The 11,372-nt window shown below is 74.4% G+C and carries 11 protein-coding genes and 1 tRNA gene; 9 read left to right on the forward strand and 3 right to left on the reverse strand.

Going from position 1 to position 11,372, the window contains the following annotated elements; genetic code table 11:
- Positions 1-196 precede the first annotated feature (196 nt).
- From IE305_RS08570 to IE305_RS08605, 8 genes are all read left to right on the forward strand, one after another.
- The gene (locus IE305_RS08570) at positions 197-529 is read left to right on the forward strand and encodes a hypothetical protein (protein WP_229890693.1); all 333 of its coding nucleotides are present in this window, start codon (positions 197-199) and stop codon (positions 527-529) included.
- 503 nt (positions 530-1,032) lie between these two features.
- Positions 1,033-2,385 (forward strand): helix-turn-helix domain-containing protein, encoded by a 1,353-nt coding sequence (locus tag IE305_RS08575; RefSeq protein ID WP_190128822.1) that lies wholly within the window; start codon positions 1,033-1,035, stop codon positions 2,383-2,385.
- A 5-nt stretch (positions 2,386-2,390) separates the two neighbouring features.
- On the forward strand, positions 2,391-2,996 hold the full coding sequence (gene orn, locus IE305_RS08580; protein WP_190128823.1) for an oligoribonuclease: 606 nt from the start codon (positions 2,391-2,393) through the stop codon (positions 2,994-2,996).
- Between the two features lie 129 nt (positions 2,997-3,125).
- Positions 3,126-3,198: transfer RNA gene (locus tag IE305_RS08585), tRNA-His, on the forward strand.
- Between the two features lie 164 nt (positions 3,199-3,362).
- Positions 3,363-4,664 carry an ABC transporter substrate-binding protein gene (locus IE305_RS08590; protein WP_190128824.1) on the forward strand — a complete coding sequence of 434 codons (1,302 nt, stop codon included), beginning with the start codon at positions 3,363-3,365 and terminating at the stop codon, positions 4,662-4,664.
- Positions 4,661-5,647, forward strand: coding sequence for a carbohydrate ABC transporter permease (locus tag IE305_RS08595; RefSeq protein ID WP_190128825.1), 987 nt, complete (start codon positions 4,661-4,663; stop codon positions 5,645-5,647). Before IE305_RS08590 ends, IE305_RS08595 begins: the two co-directional genes overlap by 4 nt.
- Before the next feature lie 9 nt (positions 5,648-5,656).
- Complete coding sequence (locus IE305_RS08600; protein WP_190128826.1) at positions 5,657-6,493, forward strand: carbohydrate ABC transporter permease; 837 nt, start codon at positions 5,657-5,659, stop codon at positions 6,491-6,493.
- 50 nt (positions 6,494-6,543) lie between these two features.
- Positions 6,544-7,935, forward strand: a complete 1,392-nt coding sequence (locus IE305_RS08605) for a GH1 family beta-glucosidase (protein ID WP_190128827.1) — start codon at positions 6,544-6,546, stop codon at positions 7,933-7,935.
- 6 nt (positions 7,936-7,941) lie between these two features.
- On the opposite strand, the gene IE305_RS08610 is transcribed toward IE305_RS08605, so the two are convergent.
- Together IE305_RS08610 and IE305_RS08615 are read right to left on the reverse strand one after the other, a co-directional pair.
- Positions 7,942-8,796 (reverse strand): spermidine synthase, encoded by an 855-nt coding sequence (locus IE305_RS08610; RefSeq protein WP_190128828.1) that lies wholly within the window; start codon positions 8,794-8,796, stop codon positions 7,942-7,944.
- Between the two features lie 67 nt (positions 8,797-8,863).
- A complete protein-coding gene (locus IE305_RS08615; protein ID WP_373311541.1) occupies positions 8,864-9,277 on the reverse strand; it encodes a hypothetical protein in 414 nt (137 codons plus the stop codon).
- Positions 9,278-9,552: 275 nt separating this feature from the next.
- On the opposite strand from IE305_RS08615, the gene IE305_RS08620 reads away from it, so the two are divergent.
- Entirely contained in the window at positions 9,553-10,932 is a 1,380-nt protein-coding gene (locus IE305_RS08620; protein WP_190128829.1) for an NsdA family TPR-like regulatory protein, read from the forward strand.
- Between the two features lie 196 nt (positions 10,933-11,128).
- Here IE305_RS08620 and IE305_RS33735 read toward each other — a convergent pair whose 3' ends face one another.
- Positions 11,129-11,305, reverse strand: coding sequence for a hypothetical protein (locus IE305_RS33735; RefSeq protein WP_190128830.1), 177 nt, complete (start codon positions 11,303-11,305; stop codon positions 11,129-11,131).
- Between the last annotated feature and the right edge of the window lie 67 nt (positions 11,306-11,372).

Raw genomic sequence — 11,372 nt, forward strand, 5'->3', positions numbered from 1 at the left:
CAGAGTCTCCCGGCCCAACCCGGAAGGCGCCGCACCGGGCGCCCAAGGCCCCGCCGGGCGTTCCCCGGAGCATGCACGAGCGCGGCGCGTAGCGCAATGGCCCGGGGTGTACTCACCGATACGCGTTCCCCAGTGACCCGCGCCCCACGGATCGCGTTGTAGTACCGCCAGCAACCGCCAGCAGGGAGCCGCCGCCGTGCCCGGACCCCGTGATCGCAGCCGTGAGGACGCCACCGAGGGGCATTCCCCCGATCCGGTGAGCGACGTGGTGCGCTGGTCGGCCTTCAGCTGTGCGCTGGTCCCCGTCGTCCTGCTGATGTGCGGTCAGTCCTTCGGCGGCGCGGCCGGCACGGCCGCCGGTCTGGTGGGGCTCACCTGCGCTTGCCACGCGCTGCTGCGGCAGTCCGAGCGCACGGCCGCCCGGGTGTCTGCGGAGCATGTGGTTCCGCACCGGGGCCGGCACGGCAGGACGGGCGGCGGCAACCATCGCGGCGCCCGCCACCCCAACTCCGGCGCACCGCTCGACTGACCCCTCGCCGCGCCCTCGGCCGGCTCCCGGCCGATCCTCGAACAGCCCTCGACCGGCCCTCGACTGCGCCCTTCCGGACAGCATCACCGCGCTGCCCCGGCCGCTCCGTCTCCCCTCCCGGCGGACCTCGTCGCACGTCTGCACCCATATGTTTTCAGCCAACTTCAGGCCGAACTTCGAGGGTGTCGTCACCTCGCTTCCGACCCCCCGCCACAGCCGGTCGACCAGCAAGGAAGAGGGCGCCCTGGCCGGTTGCCGCCTACGGAGCGTGGGCACGGTCGTGAGGCGTACTTTTCACCGCGCCCTGCGAGTGCAACGCTTCGTGATCGAACGCTTCGCGCCAAGTTGTCATGTCGACTTAGAGGCGGGTGGTGAACTGGTCATCGCGTCCCGAAGCGACGCAGTAGATTCGATCTTGGCCATGACCGGCGGGGGAACCGTTCAGGACCGAGGGGAAACGTGCAGGACCGAGAGGACTCGACCGCCGAGGGGGGCTTAGCGCCATGAGCCAGGACTCCACGACCGCACCGGAGACCGCGCGCAAGCTCTCCGGACGCCGCCGCCGGGAGATCGTCGCCGTACTGCTGTTCAGCGGCGGCCCCATCTTCGAAAGCTCCATTCCGCTCTCCGTGTTCGGCATCGACCGACAGGACGCCGGAGTCCCCCGCTACCGCTTGCTGGTGTGCGCGGGCGAAGATGTGCCATTGCGAACGACCGGCGGCCTGGAACTGACCGCACCGTACGGACTGGAGGCGCTCTCCAGGGCCGGCACCGTCGTCGTACCGGCCTGGCGGTCGATCACCCAGCCGCCGCCGGCCGCCGCCCTGGACGCGCTGCGCCGCGCCCATGAGGAAGGGGCCCGCATCGTGGGCCTCTGCACCGGGGCCTTCGTACTGGCGGCAGCCGGACTGCTCGACGGCAGGCCGGCCACCACCCACTGGATGTACGCGCCCACGCTCGCCAAGCGCTATCCGTCGGTCCACGTGGACCCGCGGGAGCTCTTCGTCGACGACGGCGACGTACTGACCTCCGCGGGCACCGCCGCGGGCATCGACCTGTGCCTGCACATCGTCCGCACCGACCACGGCGCGGACGCGGCGGGCGCGCTGGCCCGGCGCCTGGTGGTGCCGCCGCGCCGCAGCGGCGGGCAGGAGCGCTACCTCGACAGGTCTTTACCGGAGGAGATCGGCGCCGACCCGCTGGCCGAGGTCGTCGCCTGGGCGCTGGAGCACCTCCACGAGCAGTTCGACGTGGAGACGCTGGCCGCCCGCGCCTATATGTCCCGCCGCACCTTCGACCGGCGGTTCCGTTCGCTCACCGGCAGCGCGCCGCTCCAGTGGCTGATCACCCAGCGGGTGCTCCAGGCGCAGCGGCTGCTGGAGACCTCGGACTACTCCGTGGACGAGGTCGCCGGGCGCTGCGGCTTCCGCTCGCCGGTGGCGCTGCGCGGCCACTTCCGGCGGCAGCTGGGGTCCTCCCCCGCGGCCTACCGGGCCGCGTACCGGGCCCGCCGGCCGCAGGGCGGCCCGGCGGACCGGCCCGAGCGGGGCGAACGCCCCGAGCGGGTGGAGCGCGGTGACCGCTTCGACCGGCCCGAGCCCGCCGACGCCCGCGCGGGCGAGCGGCCGGGCGAGCCGTCGCTGGTCGCGATGCGGCGCGCGGCCCTGACCCCGGCGCACGCGGTGACGGGTGCGCCCCTGGGGCCGGGCCCGTCCGAGCGGCACGGCGGCCATGGTCACGGCGGCCACGTCGGGCACGGCACGCCATACGGGGGCAACCTCCCCGAATCCGGCAAACCGGACTCGGACCTCTATGCTCCGCGCCTGCCCGGCCAGCGGGAGCGCCCCGTAGGGTGAGACGTATGAACGATCGCATGGTGTGGATCGACTGCGAGATGACCGGGCTCTCGCTGTCGGACGACGCACTCATCGAGGTGGCCGCCCTGGTCACCGACTCCGAGCTGAACATCCTCGGCGACGGCGTGGACATCGTGATCCGCCCGCCCGCCGAGGCGCTCGCCACCATGCCCGAGGTGGTGCGCCAGATGCACACGGCCTCCGGGCTGCTCGCGGAGCTGGACGGCGGGACCACGCTGGAGGACGCCCAGCGCCGGGTCCTGGAGTACGTCCGCGAGCACGTCCCGGAGCCCGGCAAGGCACCGCTGTGCGGGAACTCGGTCGGCACCGACCGCGGCTTCCTGCTCCGCGACATGCCCGAGCTGGAGCGCCACCTGCACTACCGGATCGTCGACGTCTCCTCCGTCAAGGAGCTGGCCCGGCGCTGGTACCCGCGCGCGTACTTCAGCAGCCCGAAGAAGAACGGCAACCACCGGGCGCTGTCGGACATCCGCGAGTCCATCGCCGAGCTCCGCTACTACCGCGAGGCGATCTTCGTCCCGCAGCCCGGCCCGGACTCCGACACGGCCAAGGCCATCGCGGCCCGGCACGTCCTCCCTGTTCAGGCCTGAACGGCGCCCGAAAGGGAAGAGTGACGCAGCTCGCTCCCGGCACGACCCGAAGCCGGGAGCGAGCACCCTCCAAGACCCTGTACACTTTTTCTCGGCCGGTGGGAAACACGGAAACAAACGCCGGACGTGGTGGGTATAGCTCAGCTGGTAGAGCACCTGGTTGTGGTCCAGGATGTCGCGGGTTCGAGTCCCGTTACTCACCCTCATCAGGAGCCGTGGGCTCCGACCTTGGAAAAGGTCGGAGCCCACGGCTTTTTGCGTACACCGGGCATCACCCCCACGAGTGACGCTCCTCGCGGACGGCGTGCGTCCGGGCGCGGGCCGGGAATGCTCCAGTGCCCGGCACCGGACGAAGGGTCACCGCAGATGGCAGCAGGCGTCCCCCGGCGGCGGCGGACGGCGGTGCTGCTGGCCGTGGCCGTTCTGCTCCTCGCCGGGCCGGTGGGCTGTGCCGGGGCGGGAAGGGAAAAGGGGCGGACGACGACCGTCACCGTCGGCACCTTCGGGGTGTTCGGCTACCGGCAGGCCGGGCTCTACGCCGAGTACGAGCGGCTGCACCCGGGCGTCCGCATCCGCGAGGAGGTCGTCGAGCGCAACGACACCTACTACCCGCAGCTGCTCACCCGCCTCGCCGCCGGCCGCGGCCTCGCCGACGTGCAGGCCCTGGAGGTCGGCAACGTCCACGAGCTCGCGGCCGAGCGCGGCGAGAAGTTCGAGGACCTCTCCCGCGCCCCGGGCGTCCGCCGCAGCGACTGGCTGCCGTGGAAGTGGGCGCAGGCCACGACGCCCGACGGCCGCACCATCGGCCTCGGCACGGACATCGGGCCCCTGGCGGTCTGCTACCGCAAGGACCTCTTCCGCCGCGCCGGGCTGCCCACCGGGCGGGAGGAGGTCGGCCGGCTGTGGGCCGGCGACTGGCGGGCGTACCTCGCGGCGGGTCGTGCCTACCGGCGGCACGCACCCGCCGGGACCGTCTTCACCGACTCGGCCGCCGGCCTCTACAACGCCGCCGTGCACGCCCACGCCGAGCGCTACTACGACCGCGCCGGCCACCCCCTGCTGACCAACGGGCCCGCCGTCCGCTCCTCCTGGGACCTGGCCGTCCGGGCGGCGCGCGACGGACTGACGGCCCGGCTCAGACAGTTCGAGAAGAACTGGGACCAGGCCTTCGCCAACGGCCGCTTCGCCACCGTCGCCTGCCCGCCCTGGATGCTCGGCTACATGCAGGAGAAGTCCGGCCCGGCCGGCCGCGGCCGCTGGGACGTGGCCGCCGCGCCCCGCCCCGCCAGCTGGGGCGGCTCCTTCCTCGCCGTGCCCAAGGCGGCCCGGCACCGCAAGGAGGCCGTCGACCTGGCCGTATGGCTGACGGCGCCCGCCCAGCAGGCCCGCCTCTTCGAGCGGCAGGGCAGCTTCCCGTCCACCCCCGCCTCGTACGCCATGCCGCAGCTGGCCCGCGCCCGGAACCCCTACTTCGGCGACGCGCCCATCGGCCCCCTCTTCGCCGCCGCGGCGCGCGGCGCGCCCACGCTCGTCTTCGGCCCCCGCGAGCAGCAGATCGGGGCGGCCTTCACGGACGTCGGCATCCCCCAGGTGGAACAGCAGGGCCGCAGCCCGCGCGCCGCCTGGGCCGCCGCACGCCGCGAGATCGAGAACGCGGTGGACGAATGACCGCCACGAGCCCCGCCACCCCCACCACTCCCGCCGCGCCCACCACGGGCACGCTCCCGCAGGACCCGCCCGCCTCCCGGGGGGCCCGCCTCCACCGGTGGGACGTGCGCTGGGGCCCGTACGCCCTGATCGCGCCCTTCTTCCTCTTCTTCGCCGTCTTCACCCTCCTCCCCCTCCTCTATACGGGCTGGGCCTCGCTGCACCGCATCGAGCTGACGGCGCCCGAGCGCGCGGAGTGGGCCGGGCTGCACCACTACGCGCGCCTACTGCGCAACCCGCTCTTCTGGAACGCCCTGCGCAACACCCTCGTCATCGGCGTCCTGTCGACCGTCCCCCAGCTGCTCACCGCCCTGGCCCTCGCGCACCTGCTGCACAGCCGGCTGCGTGCCGCGACCTTCTGGCGCGTCGCGCTCCTGACCCCGTACGCGACCTCCGTCGCCGCCGCCACGCTCGTCTTCTCCCTCCTCTACGGACGCGACCACGGCCTCGTCAACTGGGTGCTCGGCGCCCTCGGCGCCGGCCCGGTCGACTGGCAGAACGGCACGTGGAGCGCACGCCTCGCCGTCTCCTCGATCGTCGTGTGGCGGTGGACGGGCTACAACGCGCTCCTCTACCTCGCCGCGATGCAGGCGGTGCCGGACGAGCTGTACGAGTCGGCGGAGCTGGACGGCGCGTCGCGGACCCGGCAGTTCCTGCACGTCACGGTGCCGTCCCTGCGGCCCACGATCCTGTTCACCGTCGTCGTGTCGACCATCGGCGCACTGCAACTCTTCGGCGAGCCCCTGCTGTTCGGCGGCGCGGGCGGGCAGAAGGGCGGCGCGTCGCACCAGTTCCAGACGCTCGGCCTGTTCCTGTACGAACAGGGCTGGTTCACGTACCACTTGGGACGGGCCTGCGCCGTCGCCTGGACGATGTTCCTCCTCCTGCTCCTGATCGCCACCGGCCACGGCCTGGCCCGGCGGCTGCTCCGGAAGGACGGGTGAGACACCACCATGACCACCAGAGCCAGGGGACACTCCTCCGCCGGGCCGCTCACCTACGCCGCCCTGGCCCTCGTCACGGCCGTGTCGCTGTTCCCGCTGCTGTGGACGGCCGTCGCCGCCTCGCACGACTCCGCGCGCCTGGCCCGTACCCCGCCGCCCCTGTGGTTCGGCGGCCACCTCCCCCACAACCTCCGCGTCGCCTGGACCGACGCCGGCCTCGGCCTGGCGCTGGCCAACACGGTGCTCGTGGCCGGCACCGTCGCGCTGGGCACCGTGCTGTGCTGCACGGTGGCCGGGTTCGCCTTCGCCCGGCTGCGGTTCCGCGGCAGCAGGCCGCTGCTCCTGCTGACCGTCGGCACGATGATGGTGCCGCCCCAGCTGGGCGTCGTCCCGCTGTTCCTGCTGATGGCCCGGCTGGGCTGGGCGGGGGAGCTGCGGGCCGTCGTCCTGCCCGCCCTCGTCAGCGCGTTCGGGGTGTTCTTCATGCGCCAGTACCTGAGCGGGGCGCTGCCCGCCGAGCTCGTCGAGGCGGCCCGCGTGGACGGCGCGCACACCGGGCGCGTGGTCTGGCACGTCGTGCTGCCCGCCGCCCGCCCGGCCATGGTGGTGCTCGGCATGCTCTCCTTCGTCCAGTCCTGGAACGACTTCTTCTGGCCCGTCGTCGCCCTCACCCAGGAGAACCCGACCGTGCAGGTGGCCCTCACCGGCCTGGGCCGCGGCTACGTGCCCGACCAGGCCGTCGTCATGGCCGGGGCCCTGCTCGGCACGCTGCCGCTGCTGCTTGCGTTCGCCCTCCTCGGCCGCCGGATCACCGGCGGCGTCATGCAGGGCGCGCTCAAAGGCTGACCGCACAATCTGCATCACCCGCATCCCCCACCCCCCACGGGAGCGCTTCGATGACCACGACCTTCCCGCCCGGCTTCCTCTGGGGCGCCGCCACCGCCGCCTACCAGGTCGAGGGCGCGGCCCGCGAGGACGGGCGCACCGACTCGATCTGGGACACCTTCTGCCGCACGCCGGGCCGGGTGCTCGGCGGCGACACCGGCGACGTGGCCAGCGACCACTACCACCGCCGCGCCGACGACGTCCGGCTCATGGCCGGCCTCGGCCTGGGCGCCTACCGCTTCTCCGTCTCCTGGCCGCGCGTCCAGCCCACCGGGCGCGGCCCCGTCTCGCAGCGCGGGCTCGACTTCTACCGGGCGCTCGCCGACGACCTGCTCGTCCACGGCATCACGCCCGTCCTCACCCTCTACCACTGGGACCTGCCGCAGGAACTGGAGGACGCCGGGGGCTGGCCGGAGCGGACGACGGCGCACCGGTTCGCCGACTACGCCCACCTCGTCGGCCAGGCCCTCGGCGACCGCGTCCCCTGGTGGATCACCCTCAACGAACCCTGGTGCAGCGCCTTCCTCGGCTACGCCGCCGGCATCCACGCCCCCGGCCGCACGGACGACGAGGCCGCCCTGCGCGCCGCCCACCACCTCAACCTGGCGCACGGACTGGCCGCCCAGGCGGTACGCGCCGCCGTGCCGGGCCGCCCGCAGGTGGCGGTCGCGCTCAACGCCGGTGCGGTACGGGCTCGTACGGACTCTCCGGAGGACGCCGACGCCGCGCGCCGCGTCGACGCGCTCGCCACCCGCATCTTCACCGGGCCCATGCTGCACGGCGCGTACCCCGCCGACCTGTTCGCCGACACCGCCGCCCTCACGGACTGGTCGTTCGTCCGCGACGGCGACACCGACGTCATCCGGCACCCTCTGGACGCGCTGGGCGTCAACTACTACGCGCCGATGCTGGTGTCGGCGGCCGACGGCAAGGCGCCGCCCCGTCCCGCCGGCCCCGGCCGCTCACCCTGGCCCGCCACGGAAGGCGTGACGTTCCACCAGCCGCCCGGCCGGCGCACCGCGATGGACTGGGCCGTCGACCCCACCGGCCTGTACGACCTGCTCACCCGGTTCACGCGGGAGGCCCCCGGGCTGCCGCTGCTCGTCACCGAGAACGGCGCCGCGTACGACGACAAGCCCGGCGCGGACGGAGCGGTGCACGACCCGGAGCGCATCGCCTACCTGCACGCCCACCTGGAGTCGGTGCTGCGGGCCCTCGCCGACGGCGCCGACGTCCGCGGCTACTTCCTCTGGTCGCTGCTGGACAACTTCGAGTGGGCCTACGGGTACAGCAAGCGCTTCGGCATGGTGTACGTCGACTACGCCACGCAGGCCCGCACCCTGAAGTCCAGCGCCCGCTGGTACGCGGAGCTGATCCGGACGGGCCGGCTGCCGCAGGGCTGAGAGCCCCTACTCGAAGACGGAGGGCGGCGGCTCCGGCGAGGGCCGGGCGGTCGCGTCGGTGACGGGCGCCGCGCCGCCCGTGAAGCCGGCCAGGTCCCGGCCGTGCTCCACCCGGCCCTGCTGCGGGTCGGTGGCCGCGCGCCGGGTGAGGTCGGCGACGGGCAGCGGCCGGTCGGAGGCCAGCAGCACGGCGTTGCCGAAGCGGCGGCCCCGCAGCACCGCGGGGTCGGCGGTCAGGCACAGCTCGGGGAAGACGGTGCCGACGGTGGCGACCTGCGCCTTGAGGTGGGCCAGCGGCGGCCCGTCGGCGAGGTTGGCGACGTAGAAACCGCCGGGGCGCAGCGCCCGCCGCACCTCCGCCGTGAACTCGGTGCTGGTCAGGTGGGCGGGGGTACGGGCGCCGGAGAAGACGTCCGCGATGATCAGGTCGGCCCATCCGTCCGCCACCTTGGCCAGCACCTCGCGGGCGTCGCCGCTGCGCACCCGTATGCGCCACGTGCTGTCGAGCGGCAGCTCGCGGCGTACGAACTCCACGAGCGCGCCGTCGATCTCGGCGATCTGCTGCGTGGAGCGGGGCCGCGTCGCGGCGACGTAGCGGGCGAGGGTGAAGGCACCGCCGCCGAGGTGCAGCGCGCGGACGGGCCGGCCGGGCGGTGCGACGAGGTCGGCGGCGTGGCCGATGCGGCGCTGGTAGGCGAAGGCCAGGCGGGTGGGGTCGTCGAGGTCGACGTGGGACTGCGGGGCGCGGTCGAGGAGAAGGGTGTACGCGCGGGGCCGGTCGGGATCGCGTACGAGCTCGGCGGTGCCGCCGCCCACGTCGGCGGACACGCTGTGCGCCTGGCGGCGCTTCTCCCTGGCCATGCGTCCAGTATCGCCGCCGCCGGGGGCGCACCGTGCCGCGGAGCCCGCGCCCCCTACGGGGACGCCGTCAGCGGCAGCGGTCGACCGCCGCGATCGTCCGGGCCGCCTCTCCCAGCGCCGCGCGCAGCACCGCCGGGTCCGTCGCCGCCGCCGGTGCGGCCTCGGGGGTGACGAGCCAGCCGGCGGCGCGCACCGGCGGTTCGCCCAGCGCGGCGGCGGCCAGGCGCAGGCCCCGGCCGTTCGAGCGGGTGCAGGCGCTGCCGGGGACGTCCCAGCCGTCGGCGGTGCCGGGCGGTACGAGGAAGCCGAGGGTGCCGCAGTCGCCGTCGTGGATGACGGGGCCGACGCCGTCGCGCAGCCGGAGGATGTCCACGGCCTCCAGGCCCTGGCGCGCGGGCACGGTGACGACGTCGCAGTCACCGGCCCCGCCGCGCAGGGCCGTCGTCCGCGGGCCGCTGATGTCCACTCCGGCCTCCACCACGGGAAACCCCTCCTCGGTGCCACTCCGCGATCAGGCGCGCTCACGCCCACCGTGTTCAACGTGCGGACCGCGTCAACGGCTACGGCGACGCGCCGCCGCAAAGGATGGCAGTTCATGGCGGATGACAGGTGGGATTTCCGGTTCGTCATCAAACATGCCGTTGTCGTGCCCGGACAGCCGGTACGGTCATCACGCCATACGGCAAGCACAGCAGTCCGCCCCCGAGGGGCCGTCCCCGGGGCGGGCTCGCAGGAGGTTCCAGGGGGAGGCCGGCCATGACGTCGCCGCGCTCGTCTTCGTCACCACGCCCGAACACCGCCTTCCGGGAGCTGCGCGGGCAGCGCTCACCAGCGGAGTTCGCGGCGGCTGTGCGCCGGGCGGCGCGCGAGATCGGGGAACACGTCTCGTGCGACGCGCGCTACGTCGGGCGCGTGGAGTCCGGCGAGATCCGTTGTCCCAACTACGCCTACGAGCGAGTGTTCCGGCACATGTTCCCGGGGCGCGAACCGGCGGACATGGGCTTCGCGCCGCGCGAGAGCGTGCGCGGCCGGGGGGCGCGCAAGAAGGGCTCTGCGCCGTCCGGGAATTCCGAGAGCCCCGCCGAAAGCCGTACCGCCGGTGCGGGGGACGGCGCCATCGACAGCAGCGAGGAGAGCGACGTGCTGCGTCGCGCGTTCCTGACCTCCGGCCCGGCCTCCCTGGCCGCCGCCTCCCTGGGCACCGCCCCCGGCACGCGCGCCGGGCGCCACGCGGGCGAGGCGGAGGCGGCCGCCGTGGAACACGCCGTACGGCGCATCCGCGTCCTGGACGACCGGCACGGCGCCGACGGCCTCTACCGGCGTGCCGCCCGGCCGCTGAAGGCGGCGTACGACCTGCTGGACGCCGGCACGCGACGGCAGTCGGTGGCCGACCGGCTGCACGCGGGCGCGGGCGAGCTGGCCATCTCGGTGGGCTGGCTGGCGCACGACTCGGGGCGGTTCGACGACGCCCGGTCGCACTACGCCGAGGCGCTGGCCACCGCCCGGGTCGCGGGCGATTCGGCGCTGGAGGCGCACGCGTTCTGCAACACGGCTTTTCTGGCGCGGGACGCGGGGCGGCCGAGGGAGGCGGTGCGGGCCGCGCAGGCGGCCCAGCAGGCGGGCCGCCACCTGGCGTCGGCCCGGCTGATGTCGCTGCTGAACCTGCGGGAGGCCGGCGGCTGGGCGCACCTCGGCGACCGGGTGGCGTGCGAGGCGGCGCTGCTGCGGGCCCGGGCCCTGTTCGGGCGGGGGCCGAGCGACGCGGACCCGGAGTGGATGACGTTCTTCGGCGAGGCGGAGCTGGAGGGGCTGGAGGCACAGTGCTGGTCGGCGCTGGGCGACTGGCGCCGGGCGGCCGAGCACGCCGGGCGCGCGGTGGTGCTCCAGGACCCGCACTTCACCCGGAACATCGCGCTGTACACGGCACAGCTGGCGGGCGACCTGGTACGCAACGGCCGGCCGGAGGAGGCGGCCGCGGCGGGCGGCCGGGTGCTGGACCTCCTGGAGGGCGTCCGTTCGGCCCGCATCCGCTCGATGCTGACCGACACGGCCCGGCTCCTGCGCCGGTACGCGGCCCAGCCGGAGGTCGCGACGTTCCTGGCCCGCCACCGCGCGGCGACGAGACGGGCGGCCTGACGGGGCGTGGGGTACCGGGGCGTTCCCGCGGCGGCCCGTGGGAGGGGCTTTGTCCCTTGGGGTGAGTAACGGGACTCGAACCCGCTGCTCATTTCGAGCAGCTGTCGCCTCAGGACTCATCGTCTGGTCAGGCCGGGCATGAGTGAGGATGACCCCGGCTTTCGCCGCGGCGCCTTGCGGTGCCGCAGCAGGGAGGTCATGCGTCCTCCCTGCTCGCCAGCTCCACGCGGCACAGCAGCTCGCGGCAGACGCCGCCGAGCAGCTCGACGTGGTCGGCGGCGGACTGGAGGCCGTTCCCGAGGTCTCCCGCCAGGGCTCTGCGCGTCTGCGCGACGAGTGCCGCCGCGGGGGCGCCGCGGAGTTGTCCGGCCATCGGCAGGAGCCGGCCGATGTGGTGGCGGGGGGGCTCGGTCGAGGCGTTCCGCCTCGGCCCGCTTGGG

It is taken from the genome of Streptomyces mashuensis (genome assembly GCF_014654785.1).
GTDB lineage: Bacteria > Actinomycetota > Actinomycetes > Streptomycetales > Streptomycetaceae > Streptomyces > Streptomyces mashuensis.

Coding starts and splice junctions, on each gene's coding strand:
- IE305_RS08590 (WP_190128824.1), top strand. CDS start 3,363: ATGGCAGCAGGCGTCCCCCGGCGGCGGCGGACGGCGGTGCTGCTGGCC.
- IE305_RS08620 (WP_190128829.1), top strand. CDS start 9,553: ATGACGTCGCCGCGCTCGTCTTCGTCACCACGCCCGAACACCGCCTTC.
- IE305_RS08605 (WP_190128827.1), top strand. CDS start 6,544: ATGACCACGACCTTCCCGCCCGGCTTCCTCTGGGGCGCCGCCACCGCC.
- IE305_RS08610 (WP_190128828.1), bottom strand. CDS start 8,796: ATGGCCAGGGAGAAGCGCCGCCAGGCGCACAGCGTGTCCGCCGACGTG.
- IE305_RS08575 (WP_190128822.1), top strand. CDS start 1,033: ATGAGCCAGGACTCCACGACCGCACCGGAGACCGCGCGCAAGCTCTCC.
- IE305_RS08600 (WP_190128826.1), top strand. CDS start 5,657: ATGACCACCAGAGCCAGGGGACACTCCTCCGCCGGGCCGCTCACCTAC.
- IE305_RS33735 (WP_190128830.1), bottom strand. CDS start 11,305: ATGGCCGGACAACTCCGCGGCGCCCCCGCGGCGGCACTCGTCGCGCAG.
- IE305_RS08595 (WP_190128825.1), top strand. CDS start 4,661: ATGACCGCCACGAGCCCCGCCACCCCCACCACTCCCGCCGCGCCCACC.
- orn (WP_190128823.1), top strand. CDS start 2,391: ATGAACGATCGCATGGTGTGGATCGACTGCGAGATGACCGGGCTCTCG.